The 25,312-nt window shown below is 62.4% G+C and carries 26 protein-coding genes; 19 read left to right on the top strand and 7 right to left on the bottom strand.

Features of this window, described 5'->3' with window-relative positions:
* Positions 1–43 precede the first annotated feature (43 nt).
* The 11 genes from GJ700_RS21050 to GJ700_RS21100 all read left to right on the top strand — a co-directional run bounded on the left by GJ700_RS21050 (position 44) and on the right by GJ700_RS21100 (position 9,873).
* Positions 44–1,225: a type II secretion system F family protein gene (locus GJ700_RS21050; protein WP_154377540.1), complete on the top strand. Its 1,182-nt coding sequence runs from the start codon at positions 44–46 to the stop codon at positions 1,223–1,225.
* Positions 1,222–2,898: a GspE/PulE family protein gene (locus GJ700_RS21055; RefSeq protein WP_154377542.1), complete on the top strand. Its 1,677-nt coding sequence runs from the start codon at positions 1,222–1,224 to the stop codon at positions 2,896–2,898. The genes GJ700_RS21050 and GJ700_RS21055 overlap by 4 nt, the downstream gene beginning before the upstream one ends.
* Positions 2,891–3,706, top strand: a complete 816-nt coding sequence (locus GJ700_RS21060) for a hypothetical protein (protein ID WP_154377544.1) — start codon at positions 2,891–2,893, stop codon at positions 3,704–3,706. The genes GJ700_RS21055 and GJ700_RS21060 overlap by 8 nt, the downstream gene beginning before the upstream one ends.
* A 5-nt stretch (positions 3,707–3,711) precedes the next feature.
* Positions 3,712–4,248 carry a hypothetical protein gene (locus tag GJ700_RS21065; protein WP_229507144.1) on the top strand — a complete coding sequence of 179 codons (537 nt, stop codon included), beginning with the start codon at positions 3,712–3,714 and terminating at the stop codon, positions 4,246–4,248.
* Complete coding sequence (locus tag GJ700_RS21070; protein WP_154377547.1) at positions 4,245–4,814, top strand: hypothetical protein; 570 nt, start codon at positions 4,245–4,247, stop codon at positions 4,812–4,814. The genes GJ700_RS21065 and GJ700_RS21070 overlap by 4 nt, the downstream gene beginning before the upstream one ends.
* Positions 4,811–5,395, top strand: coding sequence for a hypothetical protein (locus GJ700_RS21075; RefSeq protein WP_154377549.1), 585 nt, complete (start codon positions 4,811–4,813; stop codon positions 5,393–5,395). Before GJ700_RS21070 ends, GJ700_RS21075 begins: the two co-directional genes overlap by 4 nt.
* Positions 5,395–7,404, top strand: coding sequence for a secretin GspD/PilQ domain-containing protein (locus GJ700_RS21080; protein ID WP_154377551.1), 2,010 nt, complete (start codon positions 5,395–5,397; stop codon positions 7,402–7,404). The genes GJ700_RS21075 and GJ700_RS21080 overlap by 1 nt, the downstream gene beginning before the upstream one ends.
* Positions 7,401–7,883, top strand: a complete 483-nt coding sequence (locus GJ700_RS21085; RefSeq protein ID WP_154377553.1) for a type II secretion system protein — start codon at positions 7,401–7,403, stop codon at positions 7,881–7,883. The genes GJ700_RS21080 and GJ700_RS21085 overlap by 4 nt, the downstream gene beginning before the upstream one ends.
* Positions 7,877–8,257 (top strand): type II secretion system protein, encoded by a 381-nt coding sequence (locus GJ700_RS21090; protein WP_195763969.1) that lies wholly within the window; start codon positions 7,877–7,879, stop codon positions 8,255–8,257. The genes GJ700_RS21085 and GJ700_RS21090 overlap by 7 nt, the downstream gene beginning before the upstream one ends.
* On the top strand, positions 8,244–9,125 hold the full coding sequence (locus GJ700_RS35590; RefSeq protein ID WP_229507145.1) for a type II secretion system protein: 882 nt from the start codon (positions 8,244–8,246) through the stop codon (positions 9,123–9,125). Before GJ700_RS21090 ends, GJ700_RS35590 begins: the two co-directional genes overlap by 14 nt.
* A 259-nt stretch (positions 9,126–9,384) precedes the next feature.
* Positions 9,385–9,873 carry an FxDxF family PEP-CTERM protein gene (locus GJ700_RS21100; protein ID WP_154377557.1) on the top strand — a complete coding sequence of 163 codons (489 nt, stop codon included), beginning with the start codon at positions 9,385–9,387 and terminating at the stop codon, positions 9,871–9,873.
* A gap of 73 nt (positions 9,874–9,946) precedes the next feature.
* Here the strand turns inward: GJ700_RS21100 and murJ are convergent, their stop codons facing one another.
* Positions 9,947–11,503 carry a murein biosynthesis integral membrane protein MurJ gene (murJ, locus tag GJ700_RS21105; RefSeq protein ID WP_154377559.1) on the bottom strand — a complete coding sequence of 519 codons (1,557 nt, stop codon included), beginning with the start codon at positions 11,501–11,503 and terminating at the stop codon, positions 9,947–9,949.
* Between the two features lie 253 nt (positions 11,504–11,756).
* Here murJ and rpsT point away from each other — a divergent pair, with 253 nt between their 5' ends.
* Together rpsT and GJ700_RS35040 are read left to right on the top strand one after the other, a co-directional pair.
* Positions 11,757–12,026, top strand: a complete 270-nt coding sequence (rpsT, locus tag GJ700_RS21110; protein WP_154377562.1) for a 30S ribosomal protein S20 — start codon at positions 11,757–11,759, stop codon at positions 12,024–12,026.
* Between the two features lie 41 nt (positions 12,027–12,067).
* Positions 12,068–12,589, top strand: a complete 522-nt coding sequence (locus GJ700_RS35040; protein WP_195763970.1) for a hypothetical protein — start codon at positions 12,068–12,070, stop codon at positions 12,587–12,589.
* Here the strand turns inward: GJ700_RS35040 and GJ700_RS21120 are convergent.
* The gene (locus tag GJ700_RS21120) at positions 12,494–13,813 is read right to left on the bottom strand and encodes an HD-GYP domain-containing protein (protein WP_154377564.1); all 1,320 of its coding nucleotides are present in this window, start codon (positions 13,811–13,813) and stop codon (positions 12,494–12,496) included. The genes GJ700_RS35040 and GJ700_RS21120 overlap by 96 nt on opposite strands.
* Positions 13,814–13,898: 85 nt before the next feature.
* Complete coding sequence (locus GJ700_RS21125) at positions 13,899–14,465, bottom strand: pseudouridine synthase (protein WP_154377566.1); 567 nt, start codon at positions 14,463–14,465, stop codon at positions 13,899–13,901.
* A gap of 159 nt (positions 14,466–14,624) precedes the next feature.
* Between GJ700_RS21125 and icd the strand changes: the two genes are divergently transcribed.
* Both icd and GJ700_RS21135 read left to right on the top strand, forming a co-directional pair.
* On the top strand, positions 14,625–15,878 hold the full coding sequence (icd, locus tag GJ700_RS21130) for an NADP-dependent isocitrate dehydrogenase (protein WP_154377568.1): 1,254 nt from the start codon (positions 14,625–14,627) through the stop codon (positions 15,876–15,878).
* A gap of 144 nt (positions 15,879–16,022) precedes the next feature.
* Positions 16,023–16,232 (top strand): type II toxin-antitoxin system MqsA family antitoxin, encoded by a 210-nt coding sequence (locus GJ700_RS21135; RefSeq protein WP_154377570.1) that lies wholly within the window; start codon positions 16,023–16,025, stop codon positions 16,230–16,232.
* Between the two features lie 122 nt (positions 16,233–16,354).
* Here GJ700_RS21135 and cspE read toward each other — a convergent pair whose 3' ends face one another.
* Positions 16,355–16,558, bottom strand: coding sequence for a transcription antiterminator/RNA stability regulator CspE (gene cspE, locus GJ700_RS21140; RefSeq protein ID WP_056403455.1), 204 nt, complete (start codon positions 16,556–16,558; stop codon positions 16,355–16,357).
* A 335-nt stretch (positions 16,559–16,893) separates the two neighbouring features.
* Here cspE and clpS point away from each other — a divergent pair, with 335 nt between their 5' ends.
* On the top strand, positions 16,894–17,196 hold the full coding sequence (gene clpS, locus GJ700_RS21145) for an ATP-dependent Clp protease adapter ClpS (RefSeq protein WP_154377572.1): 303 nt from the start codon (positions 16,894–16,896) through the stop codon (positions 17,194–17,196).
* Complete coding sequence (gene clpA / locus GJ700_RS21150; protein WP_154377574.1) at positions 17,193–19,493, top strand: ATP-dependent Clp protease ATP-binding subunit ClpA; 2,301 nt, start codon at positions 17,193–17,195, stop codon at positions 19,491–19,493. Before clpS ends, clpA begins: the two co-directional genes overlap by 4 nt.
* A 56-nt stretch (positions 19,494–19,549) precedes the next feature.
* On the opposite strand, the gene GJ700_RS21155 is transcribed toward clpA, so the two are convergent.
* The 3 genes from GJ700_RS21155 to prpR form a co-directional block, all read right to left on the bottom strand.
* Complete coding sequence (locus GJ700_RS21155) at positions 19,550–20,248, bottom strand: LytR/AlgR family response regulator transcription factor (RefSeq protein ID WP_154377576.1); 699 nt, start codon at positions 20,246–20,248, stop codon at positions 19,550–19,552.
* Positions 20,248–21,282, bottom strand: coding sequence for a sensor histidine kinase (locus GJ700_RS21160; RefSeq protein WP_154377578.1), 1,035 nt, complete (start codon positions 21,280–21,282; stop codon positions 20,248–20,250). Before GJ700_RS21160 ends, GJ700_RS21155 begins: the two co-directional genes overlap by 1 nt.
* Positions 21,283–21,365: 83 nt before the next feature.
* Positions 21,366–23,048, bottom strand: a complete 1,683-nt coding sequence (gene prpR, locus GJ700_RS21165) for a propionate catabolism operon regulatory protein PrpR (RefSeq protein ID WP_154377580.1) — start codon at positions 23,046–23,048, stop codon at positions 21,366–21,368.
* 189 nt (positions 23,049–23,237) lie between these two features.
* On the opposite strand from prpR, the gene prpB reads away from it, so the two are divergent.
* Positions 23,238–24,125 carry a methylisocitrate lyase gene (prpB, locus tag GJ700_RS21170; protein WP_154377582.1) on the top strand — a complete coding sequence of 296 codons (888 nt, stop codon included), beginning with the start codon at positions 23,238–23,240 and terminating at the stop codon, positions 24,123–24,125.
* Positions 24,126–24,158: 33 nt separating this feature from the next.
* Positions 24,159–25,310, top strand: a complete 1,152-nt coding sequence (gene prpC / locus GJ700_RS21175) for a bifunctional 2-methylcitrate synthase/citrate synthase (protein WP_154377584.1) — start codon at positions 24,159–24,161, stop codon at positions 25,308–25,310.
* Positions 25,311–25,312: the final 2 nt, after the last annotated feature.

The following is a 25,312-nucleotide window of genomic DNA, read 5'->3' on the forward strand; positions in this document are numbered from 1 at the left end:
TTTTGGGCATTTCCCGCGCATTGCCTGTATAGTTATCGATATCATGCAGTTCGATGTCCGCACCCTGTCGCCGGAAATGGTGATCGGCCACCTGGTAGTGGATGGCCGCGACGAAACCGATGCGCGCCGCCAAGTGGAGGCGCGCGGTCTGTTTGTGTCATCGATTTCGCCCGTCAGCGGCGCCCGGCGCGGCCGCGGCAAGTCGCTGTCGATTTTGCTGTTCAGCCAGGAGTTGCTGGCGCTGCTGAACGCGGGCCTGGGCGTGGTGGAAGCGCTGGAAGCGCTGCTGGAAAAGGAAGCCGCGCCGGCCACGCGCACCGTGCTGGAACGCCTGCTGGGCGGCCTGCGCGAAGGCCAGCGTTTTTCCGCCGTGCTGGCCGACCAGCCGGACCTGTTCCCGCCGCTGTACATCGGTATCGTGCGCGCCGCCGAAGGCACCAGCGATTTGCCGCGCGCGCTGGCGCGCTACATCGAATACCAGCAGCGCATCGACCTGGTGCGCGGCAAGATCGTCAGCGCCGCGATTTACCCGTGCATCCTGCTGCTGGTGGGCGGCGGCGTCAGTTTGTTCCTGATCGCGTACGTGGTGCCGCGTTTTGCCGAGGTGTACCAGGGCGCGGGCCGCAATTTGCCATGGATGTCGCAAGTGATGCTGAGTTGGGGGCAGTTTGCGGCCGAGCATACGGCCGGCTTGCTGGGTGGCGTGGCGCTGGGCTTGGCGGCGCTGGTGCTGGGCATCCGGCGCTTGCTGTCCAATGGCGGGCTGGCCCGGCTGCTGTCGGCCATGCCGGGGATCGGCGAGCGGATCCGCATTTACGAATTGTCGCGGCTTTACCTGACGCTGGGCATGCTGAGCGAAGGGGGCATCACCATCATCCACGCGATTGAAACCGTGCAGGGCATGGTGTCGGCCTCGGTGCGCGACAACCTGCATGCGGCGCGGCTGGAAATCGAAGCGGGCTTGCCACTGTCGACCGCGTTTGAAAGCAACGGGCTGACCACGCCGATTTCGCTGCGCATGCTGCGTGTGGGCGAGCGCACGGGCGACATGGGGCCGATGCTGACGCAATCGGCCGCGTTCTATGACGGCGAAATTTCGCGCTGGATCGACCGCTTTACCCGCACCTTCGAACCCCTGCTGATGGCCGCCATCGGCCTGGTGGTCGGCGCCATCGTGGTGCTGCTGTATATGCCTATTTTTGACCTGGCGGGAGACATGTCATGACGATCGATTCCGCGATGCTGGTGCGCGCCCGCGCGCGCCGCGAACAGACCAAGCGCACGCTGGTGGATGAACTGGAAGCGCTGACGGGCATCGAGCCGCGCGTGGCGGTGCAGGAACTGGCCAAACCGTTCGGCCTGCAAGTGGTGGAAACGGCGGACATGCTGGCATGGTCGACCGCGTTCGATCTGCTGCCGCTGTCGCAGGCGATGGCGCGCCATTGCGTGCTGCTGCGCGGCGCCGACCAGGCGCCGGTGGGCGTGATTGCCGACCCGTTCGACCTCGATTTGCAAACCTGGCTGTCGACCCACGCGCGCGCCACGCCGCATGCGCCGCTCCGGCTGGTGCTGGCGCTGCAGTCCGATATCCAGGCATACCTGTCGAAGCAGGAAGAATCCGCGCGCGCCGTGGACACCTTACTGCCCGGCGCCGCGGACGGGCGGCGCGACGGCAAGACTGCCGCCATCCTGTCCTTCGCTTCCGCGTCGGAAGCGGCCAGTCCCGCCGTGCGGCTGGTCAATTCCACGCTGTATGACGCATTGAAAGCGGGTGCATCGGACATCCACCTGGAAAGCACGGCCGGCGGCCTGGCCGTCAAGTACCGGGTCGACGGCGTGCTCGATCATGCCACTTCCGTCAATGGCATCGAAGTGGCGGAACAAATCATTTCGCGTTTAAAAGTGCTGGCGGAACTGGATATCGCGGAGCGCCGCGTGCCGCAGGATGGCAGCTTCCGCGTCGAATCGGGCGGCCGCGAAATCGACTTGCGCGTCTCGATCATGCCGTCCATCCACGGCGAAGACGCCGTGATCCGCGTGCTGGACAAGCGCGCCATGATCGAATCGTATGGTTCGCTGACCCTGGAAGCGCTGGGTTTCGACGCGCCATCGCTGGCCTCCTTGCGCACGCTGGCGCAGGAAGCGTACGGCATGCTGCTGGTGACGGGACCGACCGGTTCCGGCAAGACCACCACGCTGTACGCGGCGCTGACGGAAATCCACAATGGCCGCGAAAAAATCATCACGATCGAAGACCCGGTCGAATACCAGTTGCCCGGCATCCTGCAAATTCCCGTCAATGAAAAGAAGGGCCTGAGCTTCGCCAAGGGCTTGCGCTCGATCCTGCGCCACGACCCGGACAAGATCATGGTGGGGGAAATCCGCGATCGCGAAACCGCGGAAATCGCCGTGCAGTCGGCGCTGACGGGCCACCTGGTATTGACCACCGTGCACGCCAATAACGTGTTCGACGTGTTCGGCCGCTTCACGCACATGGGCATCGATCCGTATGCGTTCGTGTCGGCGCTGAACGGCATCTGGGCTCAGCGCCTGGTGCGTATCAATTGCCCCCATTGCGCGGCGCAATACACTCCATCAGACCAGGAGCTGGCCAGCGTCAGCCTGACGCGCGCCGACGTGCACGACTACCGTTTCATGGAAGGCAAAGGTTGCGGCGATTGCCGTGGCACCGGCTACAAGGGACGCCGTTCGATTGCGGAAATCCTCACATTGAACGATGAAATCCGCGAACTGATCGTCGACAAGCGTCCGATCCGGCAAATCAAGCAGGCCGCCTACGCCAACGGTACCCGTTCGCTGCGCGCGGCCGCGCTGGAAGTGGTGAAGCGCGGCGGCACCACGCTGGCGGAAATTAAACGGGTGACATTGCATGCCTGACGTAAGCAACCAGATGAAACGGCGTTTGCCCGGGCAGGCGCTGCGTATTTCCGTGTCGCGCCATGCCATCAGCGTGGTGCGCACCAGCCGCTGGAGCAAGGCGGCGCAGCCGCTGGTACGGCAGGCGTTTTCACCGGAAGACGCCGGCGCCCACCACGACCAGCAAGCCCTGGGCATCGCGTTGCGCGACGTGCTGGCCGGCCTGAATCCCGCCGGCTGGCCCGTGCATTTCGTGCTGGCCGATGAACTGGTGCGCATGTGGCAAGTGACACCGCCGGCGCAATCATCGCGCCTGGCCGACGTGGAGGCGGCCGCCGCGCTGCGCTTCTTTGCGCTGTATGGCGAAGCCCCGGCCAACTGGCATATCGCCGGCGACTGGGATACACGCGCACCGTTTTTTGCCGCGGCGATGCCCCGTCCTTTGCTGGCGATGCTGGAACAGGTGGCGCAGGAACTGGGCATGGCCATCGTGGCGGTGCAGCCGCAAGTGGTGGCGGCCTGGAACCACTGGCGCCGCGCCATCCGGCAGGGGGCGTGGTTCGGGCAGGTGCACGACGGCTTGCTGGCGCTGGGCATTGCCGACGGCGGCCGCTTGCGTGCCGTGCGGATCGTACCGCTGCCGGCCGGCGCCGGCCACGAATGGCTGACGCAAACCGTGCAGCGGGAAGCACTGCTGGCCGCCGTGGAGGGGCCGGAATTGCTGCACCTGTGCGGCGCCGTGCCGCCGCTGCTGGCCAAGCCCGCTGCACAGGGCTGTACCCCGGTCGCCATGCTGGGCGCCGCGCTGCCGGGCGAGGTGGCCGCATGAGGAAAATGCTGATTGATTTCGCTGCGCCTTCACTGCGCCGCACGCTGTACCGCACCCCGCCGCTGGCCTGGGCCGCGCTGCTGGCGGGCAGTCTGCTGTGCGCCGGCGCCGTGTATATGGGTTATCACACGCTGGCGCAAATGCGCGCGGCCGATGCCCGCATCGCACGCGCGCAGCGGGCGCTGCTGCCTGCGGCCAGGGTGCGCACGGACGTGGCGAAGGCGGCGATTCCCGAAGCGCAGGCCAAGGCTGTCAACGGCGCTGTCATGCAATTGAATTTGCCGTGGCGCGCATTGCAGCAATCGGTGGCGGAATCCACGCCGAAGAGTATCGGCTTGCTAGCGCTGGAGCCGGACCCGCGCAAGCAGGTGCTGAAAATCACGGCCGAAGCAAAGACTGCGGATGACATGATTGCGTATATCGAACAGTTGAAAGAGCAGGAATTCTTTGCCGCCGCCGTGCTGGCGCGCCACGAAGTGATGGAATCGGCCCCGAACCGCCCGCTGCGGTTCCAGGTGGAAGTGCAGTGGGTGGCGCCATGACGCGGCCGGCAATGGAACTGGCGCCATTGCTGCTGCGCGCGCGCGTGGCCGCGCTGCGCGCCGGTCCGGTGGCCTGCGCGGCCGCGGTACTGGGTGTGGCCGCGATCGCCGCATGGGCGTGGGTGATGCCGCAGCGCTCCGCCTTGCAGCAAAAGCTGGCGTACGAGCGCGCGCATCCGGCATCGGCGGCGCCGGCAACGCTGGCGGTGGCGGCGCCGCCGCCATCGGCGGATGAAAACCTGACGGCGTTTTACCAGGCGCTGGGTGAAAAGCGCCATGCCGAACAATACGTCAAAGTGCTGTTCGGCTTGGCCGGCAAGGCGGGATTGACGCTGTCGCAGGGTGAATACAAGTTCAGCTACGACAAGGCCAGCCGCGTGACGGCGTACCAAGTGATCCTGCCCGTCAAAGGCGGTTACCAGGCGATCTGGCAATTTGCGCTGGAAGCCTTGCGCGCGCTGCCGTTCGCGGCGCTGGACGATGTCGGCTTCCGCCGCGACACCATTGCCGACACCCAGGTGGAAGCCCGGGTGCGGCTGACGTTTTATTTGAAGGATGCGCCATGACGCCGCGCCATTTGCTGATGGGCGCGGCCCTGGTGGGCGCCGCTGCGCTGGTGCTGTTTGGCGATAATGCGCCGGACAGCGGCGTGGCGGAACCGGCGGAACGGCATGCGCCCAAAGGCGGGCCGTCGGCCGCGCCATCCACCGCTCCGCCAGTGCAGGCCGAAACGGCGGCCGCCCTTCCGGCACGCGCCGGCAAGGGCGCGCCGCCGGCCGACGTGGCGATCCTGCGCCTGCTGCCCCGCGCGCAACTGGTGGGCGAGCCCGGCGATGCCGTGATTGCCGGCGCCGAAGGCATGTTCGGCACGCAAAGTTTTACGCCGCCCCCGCCGCCGCCACCCCCGCCACCTCCGCCACCACCACCGGTGGCGCCGCCGCTGCCTTATACGTTTATCGGCAAGGCGGTGTCGGACGGGGTGTGGGAAGTATTCCTCGCGCGCGGCCCGGACCGCACGCTGCTTGTGCGCACGCAGATGGTGCTCGATGGCGCATACCGCGTCGACGCGATCGCGCCGCCTGTGATGAAACTGACTTACCTGCCGCTGAACCAGGTCCAGCAGCTTAATATTGGAGTAGCCGACTGATGTCCCGCACACTGATCTACAAATCCACGCTGACGGCGCTGGTGGCATTGACGCTGGGTGGCTGCGCCGCCCAGATGGCGTACCGCGAGGGCAATGCGCTGGTCGAACAGGACCAGGTGGAAGCGGGCCTGCTGAAATTCCAGGAAGCCATCGCGAAGGACCCGGCCAACGCGCAATACCGCACGGCGTTCCTGCAGGCGCGCGACCGCACCACGGTGCGCCTGCTGGACCAGGCCGAGCGCGACCTGGCGGAAGGGCGGCGCGACCTGGCGTTGCAGGGCTACCAGCGCGTGCTGGCATTGAACCCGCTGAATGAGCGGGGCCGCGCGGGTTTGCGCAGCGTGGAAACGGCGGAGCGCCAGGACAAGATGGTGGCGGCGGCGCGCGAGCAGGCGGACAAGAAAGAATATGACGGCGCCAAGCAAAAGCTGAACGCCGTGCTGTCGGAGCGCCCGAACCACGAAGCGGCGCGCCAGTTGCTGCGCGAAGTGATGGAGAAAAGCGCCCAACCCACCATCGATGCGGGGCTGTCGAAAGCCTTCAAGCAACCGATCACGGTGGAGTTCCGCGATGCGCCGCTGAAGCAGGTGTTCGAAGTGATTGCGCGCCGTTCCGGCCTGAACTTCGTGTTCGACAAGGATGTGAAGACGGACCAGAAAGCATCGATCTTCCTGAAGAATTCCACCGTCGAAGCGGCCGTGTATTACCTGCTGATGACGAACCAGCTGGAGCAGCAAGTCCTCGACGGCAACACCATCCTGATTTATCCGAACGTGGCGGCCAAGCTGAAGGAATACCAGGAAATGGTGGTGAAAACCTACTTCCTTTCCAATGCGGAAGCGAAGTCGGTGGCCAACACGCTGAAAACGATCCTGAAGTCGCGCGATGTGGTGGTCGATGAAAAGCTGAATTTGCTGATCGTGCGCGACAATGCGGAAGCGATCCGCCTGGCGGACAGGCTGGTGGCGCTGCAGGACGTGGCGGAGCCGGAAGTCATGCTGGACGTGGAAATCCTCGAAGTCAAACGCACGCGCCTGATGGAACTGGGCGTGGCGTGGCCGTCGAAAGTCTCGTTCTCGCCCTTGATCACGTCCGGGGGTACGCAGCTCACCGTCAACGACTTGAACCACCTGAACCAGCGCACCATCGGCCTGTCCGGCATCACGGCCACCATCAATGCCAACAAGACCGATGGCGACACCAACTTGCTGGCCAATCCCCGCATCCGCGTGCGCAACAAGGAAAAAGCCAAGGTGCTGATCGGTGAAAAAGTGCCGGTGATTACCACCACGATTTCGCCGGGCACGGGCGGCTTTGCCAGCGAATCGGTCAGCTATGTCGACGTGGGCCTGACGTTGAACGCGGAACCGGTGATTTACCTGAACAATGAAGTGGGCATCCGCATTGCGCTGGAAGTGTCGAACCTGGTCAGCCAGATCGAAACCAAGTCCGGCACCAAGGCGTACCAGATCGGTACGCGCCAGGCATCGACCATGCTGCAATTGAAGGATGGCGAAAACCAGGTGCTGGCGGGCCTGATCAATAACGAAGACCGCAGTTCCGGCTCCAAGGTGCCGCTGGTGGGCGACTTGCCGCTGCTGGGCCGCCTGTTCGGCAGTCAGCTGGACGACAAGCAAAAGACGGAAATCGTGCTGTCGATTACGCCGCACCTGGTGCGCAATGTGCAGCGTCCCGACGCCACGGCGGCCGAGTTCTCGGCGGGTACGGAAGGCAACTTCCGTCGCCGTCCGGATCCGGCCGTGCGCCAGCCGGTGCAACTGCCCGGCGCCGCGCCCGCATCGGCGGCCCCTGTTCAGCCGGGCGCGCCGGCTGCTCCTGCGCCTGGCGCACCGGCATTGCCCGCGCCCGCCGTGCCAACGCCGCCGGCCGGCGTGCCGCTGTCGACCATGCAGCCGGGCCCGGCATCGTCGGCCGCGCCGCAGCCGCAGGATGCGCCGCCTCAGCCACAGCCGCAACCGCAACCTCAGCAGCCCCCCCAGCAGCAATGAAACGTCGGCCGGCGCGCGGATTCACGCTGATCGAGTTGCTGGTCACGCTGGCCATCCTCGGCCTGCTCAGCACACTCGTGATTCCCGTCGCGCAGGTGACGATACAGCGCCGCGATGAACAGGAATTGCGCGTGGCGCTGCGGGAGATCCGCCACGCCATCGATGCCTATAAACAGGCCTATGACGAAGGCCGCATTCCCAAAGGGGCGCTGGGCGGCACCGGCTATCCGAAAAACCTGGAAGCGCTGGTGGAGGGCGTGGCCGACCAGCGCAGCCCCAAGCGCGCGAAAATGTTTTTCCTGCGCCGGATTCCCCGCGATCCGTTCAACCCGGATACGACGGCAACGCCCGCGCAATCGTGGGGCAAACGCAGCTATGCCAGCGATGCGGACGAACCGCGCGAAGGGGAAGATGTCTATGATGTGTTTTCACAGTCCGAGCGCACCGGCCTGAATGGCGTACCGTACCGAAAATGGTAAAGATGAAAAACAAGGGCTTTACGCTGATTGAATTGCTGGTGGTGCTGGGCATCATCGCCTTGCTGCTGACCCTGGCCGTGCCGCGCTATTTCCCCAGCGTCGACAGCGCCAGGGAAACCATCCTGTCCGATAACCTGCGCCAGACCCGTGCCGTTCTCGACCAGTATTACGGCGACACGGGCCGCTATCCCGATTCGCTGGAACAGCTGGTGGAAAAAAAATACCTGCGCGCCTTGCCAGTGGACCCGATCACGGAAAGCACCTCCAGTTGGCTGCTGGTGCCGCCGGAAGAGGGGATCCAGGGGGGCGTGGCCGACATCAGGAGCGGCGCGCCGGGGAACGACCGCCATGGCAAACCGTATGCGGAATGGTAAGCAGCGCGGGTTCACATACCTGAGCCTGGTTATCCTGGTCGCCATTATCGGCCTGATCAGCGCTTCCGCCATCAAGCTGGGCACGGTCCTGCAGCGCAGCGCCGCCGAGCGGGAATTGCTGGCGATCGGCGCCGAATACGCGGATGCGCTGGAAAGCTATGCGAAAGCCACGCCGCCGGGGCAGTCGCCACTGCCGCCATCGTTCAAGGAATTGCTGCGCGACAGCCGTTTTCCCAATGTGCGGCGGCATTTGCGCCGCGTGTATGTGGATCCGCTGACGGGCAAGGCGGAGTGGGGCATCGTGTATGCCAACAATGCGCAGGGCAATCCGCAGATGCCGCCTGGCGCCGGCGTCATGCCGGGCGCCGCGCCCGGCGCTCCCGCTGGCACGCCGGGCGCCCCGACGTCGGCGCTGTCCGCCGGGATGACGCGCGGGACCGGGGCCGGTCCCGGCGCCGCGCCGCCGGCCCAGTCAGCCATGCAACCCCAGCAAGGCGGCACGGCAGGCATCATTGCCATTTATAGTTTGTCGACAGCGCGGCCGGTCAAAGTCGGCAATTTCCCCGCGCGGTTCCAGGGCTTTGAAAACCGCAGCAAGATTTCGGACTGGAAGTTTGCCCGCGCCGAAGGGCAGGCCGGCCAGCCGCAACCTGTCGGCCAGCCGCCACAGCCGGGCCAGCCATCCTTCACGGCGCCGTCGGAACCGCCGATGGAACCTGCCACGGCGACACCGCCGCCTCCGCAGCCGGAAGCGCCGGAGCCACCGGAAGCGCCGCCTGCCGACGCGCAGCCGCAACGGCACGGCGAGGAACCGCCGCCGGAAGAGCCGCCACAGGAAACACAGCCGGATAAAAACAAGACCGACTGAGCCAGGTTTCCTCCCATTTTCCTTCCCTTCGCACACGCCGCCGCCCGGTCCCACACCTGGCGGCTGCGTCGTCATTCCTAAGTGAAATATTGCTATGCAAAATGAGAAACATTGTTGCAATTAAAGCTTTATTGCAAGAAACTAAATCTGTCCAAAAAGACAACGGAATCTCGGCATTTATGCTATGCTGATTTTCGCAGTCCCCATCATAGTTTGCTTAGCCCATCAACCCGTAATTCACTTAATTAAGGATAACCTCATGAAATTGAAACTCTTCGCCGCCAGCTTGCTGGCTGCGGCATCCTTCGGCGCATCGGCGGCAGATCAACTGGTGATTCTGGACGACAATCCGCTGGCAAATAACTTCTTCGTGTCCAACCAATCCCCATCGGACGGCGTACTGTCCGGCGGTTCGGACGTCATCACCTTTGGCGGCCTGGCGCCAGGTCTGTATGAGATCGTTGTCACCATCAGCGGCCAGAACCTGACCTTTGATGCTGCAACCACCACCCTGAACGGCACGTCCGGTACCGCCTATGGCGCCGGCAAATTCCGCTTCTTCGGTGTGGAGCACACTGGTTCGGCACCGTTCGTGCTGAACCTGTTCGGTACCGCGCTGACCGGCGCAAAGTACAGTGGCGAAGTGACGGTGACGGCTGTGCCGGAACCCGCAACTTATGGCATGCTGCTGGGTGGCATGGGTGTACTGGCCTTCCTGGCCCGTCGCCGCAAAGATACCGGCGCTTAATCGCATCGGCTGAAAGGAAAAGGCCCGCTTCGGCGGGCCTTTTTGTTGCATTGCGGGAAATTGCTGAGCCGGTTTATTTGGCGCGCCGCTTGAAATCCCGCAGGCGGAAGCCCAGCGCGAACAGCACGGCAAAATACAGCGCGGCACAGCCGCCGACCAGGCCCAGCAGGGCGCCCAGGCGCATCACCATGTGACTGCGCATGGCCAGCCACGGCACCTGTTGTGCGCCATACCATGCGGCGGCGCCCATGATGCCGGCCGCCACCGCCAGCTTCGCGTAGAACAGCCACCATCCCGGCAGGGGGGCATAAATGCCGCGCCGGCGCAGGCCGCTGTACAGGAAGCCGGCATTGATACAGGCGCCCAGGCCGATCGACAGCGCCAGGCCGGACACTTCCAGCCCCACGCCATAGACGAAAATCACATTCATGACCTGCGTCGCCGCCAGTACGCCGACCGCGATTTTCACGGGCGTGCGGATATCCTGCTTGGCATAGAACGCCGGCGCCAGGGTTTTCACGAGGATGATGCCGAGCAGGCCGGCGCTGTACGCGATCAGCGGCTTGGCTGATTCCACGGCCGCCGTGTCATCGAATTTACCGTAGTGGAACAGCACGGAAATCAGCGGTTCCGCCAGCGCCGCCAGTCCGACCGCGGCCGGGACCGCCAACAGGAACGTCAGGCGCAAGCCCCAGTCCAGCAGCGACGAATATTCGTCATGGTCGGCATCGGTGTTGGCTTTGGCCAGGCTGGGCAGCAAGATCGTGCCCAGCGCCACGCCCAGCATGGCGGTAGGGAATTCCATCAGGCGGTCCGCATAAGTCAGCCACGAGACACTGCCTTCGCGCAGGCTGGACGCGATACTGGTATTGATCAGCAGGCTGATTTGTGCGGCCGATACGGCAAACACGGCCGGGCCCATTTTTTTCAGGATGCGGCGCACCCCTTCGTCGCGCCAGCTGATGGCGGGATTCAGCCGCAAATGGGGCAGCATGCCGATGCGCACCAGCGGCGGCACTTGCAGCGCCATCTGCAAGATGCCGCCGACAAACACGCCGATGGCTTGCGCATAAATCGGCTGTTCCAGGTAAGGGGCGAGGAACAGCGTGGCGGCAATCAGGCACAGGTTCAGCAGTACCGGTGTGAACGCGGGAATCTTGAATTCGCGCCACGTGTTCAGGATGCCGCCGGCCAGCGCGACAAACGACATGAATGCGATATACGGGAACATCAGCTGCGTCATCCAGATGGCCGCCTGCTGTGCGGCCGGGGTGGTGCGCAGGCCGGACGCAATCATATAGATCAGCGCCGGCGCGCCGACGATGCCGATGGCGCTGACCAGCACGGTGGACCACACCAGTACCGTGCCCACATGGTCGGCCAGGTGTTTGGTGGCGTCGGGCCCTTTATTGTTTTTGAATTCCGCCAGGATCGGTACAAATGCCTGGGAAAACGCGCCTTCCGCGAACAGGCGCCGCAGCAAATTGGGCAGGCGGAAGGCGACGATGAACGCGTCGGTATAGGCGCCGGCGCCAAAGGCGCGGGCAAACAGGGATTCGCGCAACAGGCCGGTGATGCGCGACAGCAGGGTCATGCTGGAAATGGATGCGAGGGTTTTGAGCAGGTTCATGGGCGGCGATTATAGCGGCTGCCACTGGTCAAACCTTGTGGTTCTGGTGCAAAAAATGCCAATTTCCTATTAGTCAGGGCAGCAGGGGAATTGATCTGGCCTGAAAAGCCCGCTATAATTTAAGGCTGTACAGAATTCAGTAACGCAGACACGTGTTTCGCCAGCGTCCCTTGGCTTACATAGGTCAGGCAAAGAGACTGAAACGGCAAACGCCAGTTTGCCTTTAACTTTGACAACCATTTAGGACCATTCCATGGCAAATACCGCACAAGCGCGCAAACGTGCTCGTCAAGCAGTTAAGCAAAACGCTCACAACTCCGCACAGCGTTCGACCCTGCGCACCGCTATCAAAGCAGCCCGCAAGGCGATCCAGGGTGGCGACAAAGCCGCTGCAACCGCAATCTTCCAGGCTTCCATGTCGACCATCGACAGCATCGCCGACAAGAAAATCATCCACAAAAACAAGGCAGCTCGCCACAAGAGCCGTCTGGCCGCTGCCCTGAAAGCAATGGCAGCCGCCTAAATACAGCTTCGCGGCGCTTCTCGCGCCGCATTCTGTATAGGATGAAAAAAAACCCGCCAGGCGCAAGCCGGGGCGGGTTTTTGCATTGCTGCTACTGCTCTTATTTCGATGCGGCCGATGCAGCCGAGGCGGCAGCCGAAGCCGAGGCGGAACCTTTTTTGTGTTTCTTCGGCGCGGAGGCTGCCATCGAAGCGGAGGCGGACGCCGAGGCTGGCGCCGATGCTGCCATCGAAGCGGAAGCGGATGCCGACGCTGCCGGGGCGGCGGCAAACGCGGAAGCGGCAAACAGGGAAGCGGTCAAAGCGGCGATGAGCTTGAACATGGCGGTCTCCTTTAGCGGGAATGAAACGGTTGATGATTCGGGTGAATCTGTTTCATTAACGCGGCCGGAAAAAGCTGAGTTGACATGCGGAAGCGCAAAATCTGCAACTATTTTTGCTGCGACGCATCAAAACCCCGGCCTTTCGCTATGCATGGCTGCCTTGGCTGCTGTGCCGCATCGGCTGCAAATGCAGGATCAAGCCTTCGATGGGCATATGCGGCAAACCCGCCATTTGCGGTGAGCGGCGGTCGATTTCATGGGCCAGGTCCAGCGTCAGCCAGTCCAGTTCATCCAGCAAGGCCCGCAATTCCAGCAGCAAACCGGGATCGTCTCGGGCGATGTCGAGCATGCTGTCGACGTGGTCCGGGTCGAGGCCCGCCTGCAAGACCACGCCGCGGATCGACGCCATGCGTTCGAACAGGAAGGCCAGCGGGGAGTCGGACGTATCGCGCGGCGCCACCGCAGCTTCAAAGCTGCTGCGCAATACGCCCCACGCTTGCAGCAATTCCGCGATATGCAGCAATTGCGTCATCGCACCATGTTCGCTGGGGCGGGCCGCCGCATCGCCGGGCGTGGCGTGGATCAGGTCGCGCAGCGCACCCACCGTGCGGGTATCGAAGCGCGCCTGGTTCAACCGTACCAGCACGTCGAGGCGGGGCAAGTCATAACGGCGGATCACGGTTTCCGCCACATCGGCCACCGCCAGCAGGCGCGACAGCAAAGGGATGCGCTGCGCGCGCATGCCGTGCGGATAGCCGCTGCCATCCTGCCGTTCGTGGTGGTGCAGCACGGCTTGTGCCGCCGGTAACGGAAAGCCGGGCATATCGTGCAACAGCACGTAGCCGGTGACGGGGTGGACGTGCACGAAGCTGCGTTCGGCCGGCGCGATATCGTGGCCCACGGCCAGGATGGCGGGATCGGTGTGCATTTCGCCAAAGTCGTGGCAAATCGCCGCCATCAGCAGGTGGTAGCGGTCCGCTTCGGACAGCGCCAGCCGTTGCGCCAGCGCGTGCGCGATGATCGCGGCGCGGATCGAATGTTCAAAGGTGTCGACGCGCTTTTCCCGCATCACGGTCAGCCGCATCAGGGCGGGGCGGGGCAGTTTCAGTCCGGCCAGGCCGTGCTTGACGGCGAGCGGGTCGCCCGTGTGGGCCGCCATGCGCGCATAGACGGGTTCATGGTCGAGGATGCGGGCCGCGGTCGTGGCCAGGAATTCCGCGTCGACAGGATCTTCGCTTTCGATCATGTGATCGAGCGGCGCTGTCAGCTTGTGCTGGGTCAGGCGCTCGAATTGCGCTGGCGTGAGGCGTGAACCCTTGGCGACCAGCTTGATGCCGGTGGAAGAGTAAATATCCTGATGGGCAATGACGTCGCGCTCGGTACCCATCTCCGCCACGGCCTGGATATAGTGCGGGCTCTCACCGGCCGGGGCGTGCTCGTTGCGGTAAACATCGTCGGCATGCATGGGACAAACCTTCCTGGACAGGCTGGTTTTTGCGTCCTATCAATATACGGTAAAGCGTACTGAGATGCATCAAGGAAGTTGTTATTCAGCTACTCTGTGCGCGCAAATCGTCCGGCGACACTTCCATCCATTCGCCCGGCATCAATGGATGGCTGGCCAGTGAAATGGCGCCGATCGCGCTGCGCACCAGGCGCAGCGTCGGATGGCCCACGGCGGCCGTCATGCGGCGCACCTGCCGGTTCTTGCCTTCCTGGAGCGTGATGGCCAGCCAGCACGTGGGCGCGTCCGCGCGTTCGCGGATGGGCGGGTTGCGCGGCCAGATCCATTCCGGGTCGGCAATGCGCGCGGCGCGGCACGGCTTGGTGATAAAGTCGCCCAGGTTCAGCGGCGCCTGCAAACGCGCCAGCGCATCGGCATCGGGGATGCCTTCCACCTGCACCAGGTAGGTTTTGGCTTCCTTGCGGTCGGGGTGGGCAATGTCATGCTGCAGCTTGCCGTCGTCCGTCAGCAGCAGCAAGCCTTCGCTGTCGGCGTCCAGGCGGCCGGCCGGGTAGACATTCGGTACGCGCACGTAATCGGCCAGGGTTTCGCGGCCAGCCTGAGGGGAAAACTGGCACAGAACCTGAAACGGTTTATTGAGTAAGATCAGCATGGCGCCAACAAAATCCTGATTGTAACAGCCGGTGTTGTAAAACCGTGGCGCCTACTACAATAGTGGGGCATAATGCATAACGATGTCTTATGTCTTATAGAAGACTTGAGCCAGTAGCATTACCTTGGCGATACCCTTGTCCACCTTTGGAGATTCCCCATGTACCAACACATCAAAGTACCAGCCGACGGCCAGAAGATCACCGTCAACGCAGACTTTTCCCTCAATGTGCCAGACCAGCCCATCATTCCGTACATCGAGGGTGACGGCACCGGCGTGGACATCTCCCCGGTGATGATCAAGGTGGTCGATGCCGCTGTCGCCAAGGCCTATGGCGGCCAGCGCAAGATCAGCTGGATGGAAATCTATGCGGGCGAAAAGTCGACCACCGTGTATGGTCCCGATGTGTGGCTGCCGGAAGAAACGCTGAAAGTCCTGAAGGACTACGTGGTGTCGATCAAGGGCCCGCTGACCACGCCGGTGGGCGGCGGCATCCGCTCACTGAACGTGGCGCTGCGCCAGGAACTGGACTTGTACGTGTGCCTGCGTCCCGTGCGCTACTTTGCCGGCGTGCCATCGCCGGTGAAAGAGCCGGAAAAGACCGACATGGTGATCTTCCGTGAAAACTCGGAAGACATTTACGCCGGTATCGAATACCAGGAAGGTTCCGAAGGCGCGAAGAAGCTGATTGAATTCCTGACCAAGGAAATGGGCGTCAAGAAAATCCGCTTCCCGGAAACGTCCGGCATCGGCATCAAGCCGGTCTCGCGCGAAGGCACCGAGCGCCTGGTGCGCAAGGCGATCCAGTACGCGATCGACAATGACAAGCCATCCGTGACCATTGTCCACAAGGGCAACATCATGAAGTACACGGAAGGCGGCTTCCGCGACTGGGGTTATGCGCTGGCGCAAAAAGAGTTCGGCGCCGAGCTGATCGATGGTGGCCCATGGTGCAAATTCAAGAACCCGAAAACCGGCCGCGAAATCACCATCAAGGATTCGATCGCTGATGCATTCCTGCAACAAATCCTGCTGCGCCCGGCGGAATACAGTGTGATCGCGACCTTGAACCTGAACGGCGATTACATCTCCGACGCGTTGGCGGCGCAAGTCGGCGGCATCGGCATCGCGCCGGGCGCCAACCTGTCCGATTCCGTGGCGATGTTCGAAGCCACGCACGGCACCGCGCCGAAGTACGCCGGCAAGGATTACGTGAATCCGGGTTCGCTGATCCTGTCCGCGGAAATGATGCTGCGCCACATGGGCTGGACTGAAGCGGCCGACCTGATTATTTCGTCGATGGAAAAAGCCATCACGTCCAAGCGCGTCACCTATGACTTCGCCCGCCTGATGGAAGGTGCGACACAAGTGTCGTGCTCCGGTTTCGGCGATACGATGATCGACAATATGTAACATTGCCATCCATTGGCAGCAGCCCCGCAACCGTGACAGGTGCGGGGCTTTTTTTATAAAAGTTTCTATGGGGAAATTATTCTCTGCAGTGTGCGCGCAATCAGTGTATGCTTACTAAGAGCAACACTTACAGAGGAGCGGACCATGCAGTGTCCATTTTGCGGCGACGGGCCCATGGTGCGGGAAACCAGGGACATGCCATATGAGTATGACGGGCACGAGACGGTGATTCCCCAGGTGACAGGTGATCATTGCACGGCGTGTGGGGAATGGCTGTTCAGCGACAAGGAGTCGGACCGCATTGCGGCGGCCATGCTGGCATTTAACCGGAGCATCACGGCGGCGCGCAGTTGAAGTGATTGATGCAGTTATTTAACGATCTTATTGATTAATACAGATTTACAGATTTACAGATTTCCAGGCGAAAAAAAACCCCGTTAATTGCGGGGTTTTCACTTCCGAGTATCTATTGCGAATTACATCGACTGGATGTTGGAAGCTTGCTTGCCTTTAGGGCCTTGGGTAACTTCGAACTGTACCTTTTGACCTTCTTTCAGGGTCTTGAAGCCGTTCATGTTGATTGCGGAGAAGTGAGCGAACAGATCTTCGCCGCCATCGTCAGGGGTGATGAAGCCAAAGCCTTTGGAGTCATTGAACCACTTAACAGTACCAGTTGCCATAAAAAGAACTTTCAATAAAAACGAATATCACACGAGCCATAAAAGCAAGAAGCTTCCTGCCCCCTCCTCGACGTCTCACTTCTTATCAACATGTACATTGCTGCACGAGTCGATATCGCATTGTTGGCGGAACAATTTTTAATGTCAAGCGCTTTCATCCGGCTATTAGTATTTTTCTTGCAACAGTGTATGCGCGCAACCAAAAAGCAACTCTTGATTTTCAGGTCCGGGTCGCCATCTGCGGCAAGACGAGAAAACGCGTAAGATGAGGAACATTGGGTTTACCGTCATAAATGGACGTTGCAGTAACCCCGAAAGCATTAGAATATAAGCGTATGGCAACCAAGCAAGATACCGAACAACTGCTGGAACGGCAGATACTGAAGCCGCCGCCTCTTTATCAGGTGGCGTTGCTGAATGACGACTATACCCCGATGGAATTCGTGGTGGCCATCATTCAGGAATACTTCAACAAGGACCGCGAAACCGCCACGCAAATCATGCTCAGTGTGCACCGTCATGGCAAAGGCGTGTGCGGCGTCTTCTCGAAAGATATCGCGAGTACCAAGGTGGAGTTTGTATTAACGCATGCACGCAAGGCAGGCCACCCCCTGCAATGTGTGATGGAGGAAGTATGATCGCGCAGGAATTGGAAGTAAGTTTGCATATGGCGTTTGTCGAAGCGCGGCAGGCACGGCATGAATTCATCACGGTCGAGCACCTGTTGCTCGCGCTGCTGGATAATCCATCCGCAGCGGAAGTGCTGCGCGCATGTGCCGTCAATATCGAGGACCTGCGCAAGACCCTCACCAATTTTATTGGCGATAACACGCCAACCGTGCCGGGCACGGGCGAAGTGGATACCCAGCCGACGCTGGGCTTCCAGCGCGTGATCCAGCGCGCCATCATGCACGTGCAGTCCGCTTCCAACGGCAAGAAGGAAGTCACGGGCGCGAACGTGCTGGTCGCCATCTTCGGTGAGAAAGATTCCCATGCGGTCTACTACCTGCACCAGCAGGGCGTGACCCGCCTGGATGTCGTGAATTTCATTTCGCACGGCGTACGCAAGGACCAGCAAGTCGATTCCACCAAGGCTTCCGAAGGTGTGGAAGAAGGCGCGCCGGCCGATGGCCAGCAAAAGGAAAGCCCGCTGGACCAGTTCACGCAAAACCTCAACAAGTCCGCTTCCGAAGGCAAGATCGATCCGCTGATCGGCCGCGAAGAGGAAGTCGACCGCGTGATCCAGGTGCTGTGCCGCCGCCGCAAGAACAACCCGCTGCTGGTGGGTGAAGCCGGTGTCGGCAAGACCGCCATCGCGGAAGGCCTGGCGTATCGCATCACGCAGAACGACGTGCCGGAAATCCTGCAAAACGCAGTGGTCTATTCGCTGGACATGGGCGCGCTGCTGGCCGGCACCAAGTACCGCGGCGATTTCGAGCAGCGCCTGAAGGCCGTGCTGAAACAATTGAAGGACAACCCGAACGGTATCCTGTTCATCGACGAAATCCACACCATCATCGGCGCCGGCTCCGCCTCGGGCGGCACGCTGGATGCATCGAACCTGCTGAAACCGGCATTGGCCAATGGCCAGCTGAAGTGCATCGGCGCGACCACGTACACGGAATTCCGCGGCGTGTTCGAGAAAGACCATGCGCTGTCCCGCCGCTTCCAGAAGGTCGACGTCAATGAACCGACCGTGGAACAGACGGTGCAAATCCTGCGCGGCCTGAAGTCGCGATTCGAGGAACACCATGGCGTCAAGTATTCGCAGTCGGCGCTGTCGACGGCAGCCGAACTGGCGGCCCGCTTCATCAACGACCGCCACTTGCCGGACAAGGCCATCGACGTGATCGACGAGGCGGGCGCCGCGCAGCGCATCTTGCCGAAGTCGAAGCAGAAGAAGACCATCGGCAAGACGGAAATCGAGGAAATCATCTCGAAGATCGCGCGCATCCCGCCGCAAACCGTCAACCAGGACGACCGCAGCAAGCTGCAAACCATCGACCGCGATTTGCGCAACGTGGTGTTCGGCCAGGATCCCGCAATCGAAGCGCTGGCATCGGCCATCAAGATGTCGCGCGCGGGCCTGGGCAAACAGGACAAGCCGATCGGTTCGTTCCTGTTCTCCGGTCCTACCGGCGTCGGCAAGACCGAAGTGGCGAAACAGCTGGCCTTCATCCTCGGCATCGAACTGATCCGGTTCGACATGTCCGAGTACATGGAGCGCCACGCCGTGAGCCGCCTGATCGGCGCGCCGCCGGGTTACGTGGGCTTCGACCAGGGTGGCTTGCTGACCGAAGCCATCACCAAGAAGCCGCACGCCGTGCTGCTGCTGGACGAGATCGAAAAAGCGCATCCGGATATCTTCAATATCCTGCTGCAGGTGATGGACCATGGCACGCTGACGGACAACAACGGCCGCAAGGCGGACTTCCGCAACGTGATCATCATCATGACCACCAACGCGGGCGCGGAAAGCTTGCAGAAGCGCACCATCGGCTTCACGGAAACGCGCGAGACGGGCGACGAGATGGCCGACATCAAGCGCATGTTCACGCCGGAGTTCCGCAACCGCCTGGATTCGATCATCAGCTTCCGTGCGCTGGACGAGGAAATCATCCTGCGCGTGGTCGACAAGTTCCTGATGCAGCTGGAAGAACAGTTGCACGAGAAGAAAGTCGAAGCGGTGTTCAGCGAAAAACTGCGCAAGTTCCTGGCGAAGAAGGGCTTCGATCCGCTGATGGGCGCGCGTCCGATGTCGCGCCTGATCCAGGACATGATCCGCAAGGCGCTGGCCGACGAACTGCTGTTCGGCCGCCTGGTGTCCGGGGGCAAAGTCACGGTGGACCTGGACGACAAGGACCAGGTGTACCTGGAGTTCCCGGAATCGGACGCCGCGCCGCAACCGCCGGCGGAAACGGTGGAAGTGGACTGATCGTCCCGATGTCAGGAAACCCGCTTCGGCGGGTTTTTTTTTGTCCTTGCCCGGAACTATATTGCGCCGATATTTTTCAATGTCGCTGCACGCCGGCGCGACACCTCGATGGCCGCGCCATCGAGGTGCAGCACCACCGCGCCATCTTCGCCATGGCTGACGCGGCGCACGTGCGCCAGGTTGACGATGTGGCGGCGGCTGGCGCGGAAGAATTGCTGCGGGTCGAGCCGCTGTTCCAGTTGCAGCAACGAGCGGGCCAGCAGCGGTTGTCCGCCATGGAAATGCACGCGCGAGTAATTGCCTTCGGATTCAAACCAGGCTATGTCATCCAGTCGCACGAACCAGCACCGTTCACTGTCGCGGATGAACAACTTGCGGGGCAGTGCCGCAGGCGGGACGGCCGCGCCCAGGCGTGCGGCGGCGCGCTCCAGCGCCGAGGCCAGCCGTTGCGGCTGGATGGGTTTCAGCAGGTAGTCCAGCGCATTGGCATCGAACGCCTGCAGTGCATACTGGTCGTATGCCGTCGTGAAAATCACTTCAGGCGCATCGTCCAGCGCAGCCAGCAAATCAAAGCCGCTGCCGCCAGGCATTTGCACATCGAGCAGCAGCAAGTCCGGCTGCAAGGCAGCCAGTTGCACAGCCGCTTCCGCCGCGCTGGAGGCTTCTCCGGCGATCAGCACGTGCGGGTGCGCGGCCAACAGGCGGCGCAGTTCCGCCCGCGCCAGCCGCTCATCGTCAACAATCAGTACCTTCATCACGCCGCCAGCGGAAAGCGCAAGGTGGCGCACACCCAGCCATCGCGCTCCAGCAAGTCCAGGCTGGCGTCATCGCCCTTGGACAGCACCAGCCGCTTGCGCGCATTGCTTAAACCGACGCTGGTGGAATTGCTGAACGTGCGCAGTGCGCCCTGGTTGGCGACTTCGATGGTGGCCTTGCCCTGGGCATGGCTGGCGCTGATGCGGATTTCCGTGCCGGTCGCACTTTGCTCGACGCCGTATTTGACGGCATTTTCCACCAGTGTTTGCAGCGCCATCGGTGGAATGCGCACCGCTTCCATGCCGCCCGCAATGGTGACGTCGACGCGCAGCCGTTCTTCAAAACGGATCTTTTCAATGGCCAGGTACGACTGGACAGCTTCCAGTTCTTCGCGCAGCGGTACCGTGTCCGCATAGCTCGATTGCAAGGTATAGCGCATCAAGGTCGCCAACTGGTCGATCATTTGCGCGGCCGAATCCGGGTTTTCATAGATCAATGCCCGCACGCTGTTCAAACTGTTGAAGAAAAAATGCGGGTTGACTTGCGCTTGCAGTGCACGCAGCTCGGCATCTTTGGCCAGGACTTCCAGCCGCAGGGCTTCCGCTTCGAAGCGGTTGGCGCGGCGGATTGCCAGCGCGGCCAGGTAGCACACGGTCCACGCCAGCATGACGCCGGACCAGAAGGTGACCAGCATATGCAGCCAGGCCAGGTCGCCGTTTCTGCCGATGGCCAGGTAATTGATGCCGATCGAGCCGGCCGTTTGCAATGGCCCCAGTACCAGCGCGGCAAAGGCCAGCATGCGCCACGTGGCGGGGCGGCGCGACCAGTGCCAGGCGTTGAACAGGCGGTGCCCCAGGTCCGACAGCACGATGCCGCTGGCAATGGTCAGCAGGATGCTGGTCAGGAAGCCCGGTTCCCTGACATGCCTGCCATTGGCAAACATGACGAACAGCGCGATGGCCGACCAGCCCAGCAGTTGAAACAGCCAGTACCAATGGGTGCGCGTCAGCCGGATGGTGGTGATGTTTTTCATGCAAGTAAGGATAGCGCACTCGTTGCTTTGCCGCTAAGGCCGCATGGCGAATGGTTGAATCCCGTGATGAGTGGCGGTATGCCTCAGCGAGATGCTTCTTCGCGCAAACGCCGCCACAGCGTGGTGCGGCTGATGCCGAGGTAGTCGGCTGCCGCGTCGCGCCTGCCGCCGAAACGGGCCAGCACGTCGGCGGCGGTCTCGCGCGCCGGGGGCGCTGCATTGGTGGACGGCGCCGTACCTGAGGCGCCCTGCGGGTTGTTCCAACCGGCCATGGCCGCATCCGGCGCGGGCAGGCCTGCCGCCGCCATCCCCAGCTCCGGCGCCACCCCCAGCACGAACGCCGGCGTCAGCGCCTGCAGCGGTTCCGCCGCCAAAAACAGCGCCAGCCGCTCGCACAGGTTGCGCAATTCCCGCACATTGCCCGGCCAGCCGTAGCGCAGCAGCAGCGGGGCGCATGTCTGGATTTCCGCGTGCAGGTTCGGATGCGGGCGGGCGCCCAGCGCCGCCAGCGCGTTTTTCAGCGACCATTCGGCCAGCAGTGCGATGTCGTCCGTCCGCTGGCGCAGCGGCGGCAATGACAGGCGCAAGACGGCCAGCCGGTAAAACAGGTCGGCGCGGAAGCGGCCTTCGCGCACCCGCTGTTCGAGGTCGCAGTGGGTGGCGCTGATGATGCGCACGTTGACGGGGATGGGACGGGTGCCGCCCACCCGCACCACTTCACGCTCTTCCAGCACGCGCAACAAGCGCGTTTGCAGGGTCAGCGGCATTTCGCCGATTTCATCGAGGAACAGGGTGCCGCGGTTGGCCGCTTCGAACAGGCCGGCATGGCCGCCGCGCCGCGCGCCCGTGAAGGCGCCTTCCTCGTGGCCGAACAATTCCGATTCCAGCAGTGATTCCGCGATGGCGCCGCAATTGACGGCCACGAACGGCCGGTTGGCGCCCAGCGTGCGGGGGCTTTCGCGGTGGATGGCCTGCGCCACCAGTTCCTTGCCGCAGCCCGTCTCGGCCTGGATCAGCACCGTGGCGGGCGATTTCGCATACAGCACGACCGCCTGGCGCAGCTTTTCCATCGCCTGCGATTCGCCTTTCAAGTCGTTCAAGCCATGCTTGGCGCGCAGCGTGTCGCCGGAGCTGCCGCCCCGTGCGCGGGCGCGGCTGGTTTCCCATGACGACAGGCGGGCGATTTCCAGCGCATCGTCGAACGCCTGGCGGATCGATGCGGCGGAATACACGAACACGCCCGTCAAACCCGCTTCTTCCGCCAGGTCCGTGATCAGGCCGGCCCCGACAATGGCTTTCACGCCGGCCGCCTTCAATTCATTGATCTGGGCGCGCGCATCTTCTTCCGTCACGTAGGTGCGCTGCAGGATGTCGTGGCCGAAGGTGGCGGAGAACTCCGCCAGTTCCGCCATCGGCGCCTGGTAGCTGACGACGGCGATGCGGTCCGACACGCGCCGCGCCCGGGCCAGCGCCTGCATGACATCGAAGCCGCTGGCCTTGGCGATCACCACCGGCACGGACAGGCGGCCTTTCAGATAGGCGGCATTCGAGCCGGCGGAAATCACGGCGTCGCAGCGCTCCGTGGCCAGCCGTTCGCGGATATGGCGCGCCGCTTCATCAAAACCCAGGTTGATCGGCTCGATGGTGGCGAAATTGTCGTATTCCAGCGTGATGTCGCGGAACAATTCGGCCAGGCGCGACACGGACACGGTCCAGATGACCGGCTTGTCGTTGCTGTCGATGGGGAGCGGGGTGGAATGGCGCATGTTTCAATTATAGTTCAATCGCGTTTCAGTGTTTCAAGTTGAAACGTTTCAGTGAGCGCTATCGTGGCCTTGCCATAGCGGGGAGGCACGATAAGTGTCTGATTTCGCGGTGTTTCACGGGGTTACGAAAACGCTGGCACGGGGTTTGCTGTAAGGAACGGCAATGCAACTTCACCTGAAAGGTAAGCTATGACCCAATACTCCGCTGGCGCCGCGTTCCGCAAAGCCGTCGAAGAAGAATCGCCGCTGCAAGTGATCGGCGCGATCAACGCCAACCATGCGCTGCTGGCCAAGCGCGCAGGTTTCCGCGCGATTTACCTGTCGGGCGGCGGCGTGGCGGCCGGTTCGCTGGGTCTGCCGGACCTCGGCATTTCCAACCTGGATGACGTGCTGACCGACGTGCGCCGCATCACCGACGTCTGCGACTTGCCGCTGCTGGTCGACATCGACACCGGTTTCGGTTCGTCCGCCTTCAACGTGGCGCGCACCGTGAAATCCATGATCAAGGCCGGCGCCGCCGCCGTGCACATTGAAGACCAGGTCGGCGCCAAGCGCTGCGGCCACCGTCCGGGCAAGGAAATCGTGTCGAAGGGTGAAATGATCGACCGCGTGAAAGCCGCCGTCGACGCCAAGACCGATTCCGACTTCGTCATCATGGCGCGCACCGATGCGCTGGCAGTGGAAGGCCTGGAAGCGGCCATCGAGCGCGCGGTGGCGTGCGTGGAAGCGGGCGCCGACATGATCTTCCCGGAAGCCATCACCAGCCTGGAAATGTACAAGGAGTTCGCCAAGGCCGTGAAAGTGCCGATCCTGGCCAACATCACGGAATTCGGCGCGACCCCGCTGTTTACCGTCGACGAACTGAAAACCGCCGATGTCGGCATCGTGCTGTACCCGCTGTCGGCCTTCCGCGCGATGAACAAGGCGGCGGAAAACGTCTACAACGCGGTGCGCCGCGACGGCACGCAGAAAAACGTGGTCGACACCATGCAGACCCGCGCCGAACTGTATGAGCGCATCAATTACCACAGCTTCGAGCAAAAGCTCGACGCGCTGTTTGCCGCCAAAAAAGCCTGATTCTAATAAACGTAAAACACAGAGGAGCCCACCATGACCGAACAAGCCCCAACCTTCAAGCCAAAAAAATCCGTTGCCCTGTCGGGCGTGACCGCCGGTAATACCGCGCTGTGCTCCGTCGGCAAGACCGGCAACGACTTGCACTACCGCGGCTACGACATCCTCGATGTCGCCAACGTCTGCGAATTCGAAGAAATCGCTTACTTGCTGGTGCACGGCAAACTGCCGACCGCGGCGGAACTGAAAGGCTACAAGGGCAAACTGAAGTCGCTGCGCGGCTTGCCGCAATCGGTGAAGGCCGCGCTTGAAGCCCTGCCGGCGTCGGCCCACCCGATGGACGTGATGCGTACCGGCTGCTCCGTGCTGGGCTGCACCCTGCCGGAAAAGGACGACCACAACGTGCCGGGCGCGCGCGACATCGCCGACCGCCTGATGGCCTCGTTCGGCTCGATGCTGCTGTACTGGTACCACTTCAGTCACAATGGCAAGCGCATTGACGTGGAAACCGACGACGATTCGATCGGCGGCCACTTCCTGCACCTGCTGCACGGCGAAAAGCCGTCTGACAGCTGGGTCAAGGCCATGCACGTGTCGCTGATCCTGTACGCGGAACATGAATTCAATGCGTCGACCTTCACCAGCCGCGTCATCGCCGGCACCGGTTCCGATATCTACTCGGCAGTGACGGGCGCGATCGGCGCGCTGCGCGGCCCGAAACACGGCGGCGCCAACGAATTCGCATTCGAGATCCAGAAGCGCTATGAAAATCCGGACGAAGCGGAAGCGGACATCCGCCGCCGCGTGGAAAACAAGGAAGTCGTGATCGGCTTCGGCCACCCGGTGTACACCATTTCCGACCCGCGCAACGTGGTGATCAAGGAAGTGGCGCGCAACCTGTCCGAGGAAGCCGGCTCCACCAAGATGTTCGATATCGCCGAACGCCTGGAATCGGTAATGTGGGAAATCAAGAAGATGTTCCCGAACCTGGACTGGTTCTCCGCCGTGTCGTACCACATGATGGGCGTGCCGACCGCCATGTTCACGCCGCTGTTCGTCATCTCGCGCACGTCCGGCTGGGCCGCGCACATCATCGAGCAGCGCATCGACAACAAGATCATCCGCCCAAGCGCCAACTACGTGGGCCCGGACGACCTGCAATTCGTGCCACTGAAGGACCGTAAATAATG

This window comes from Pseudoduganella rivuli, assembly GCF_009674485.1.
Classification (GTDB): domain Bacteria; phylum Pseudomonadota; class Gammaproteobacteria; order Burkholderiales; family Burkholderiaceae_D; genus Rugamonas; species Rugamonas rivuli_B.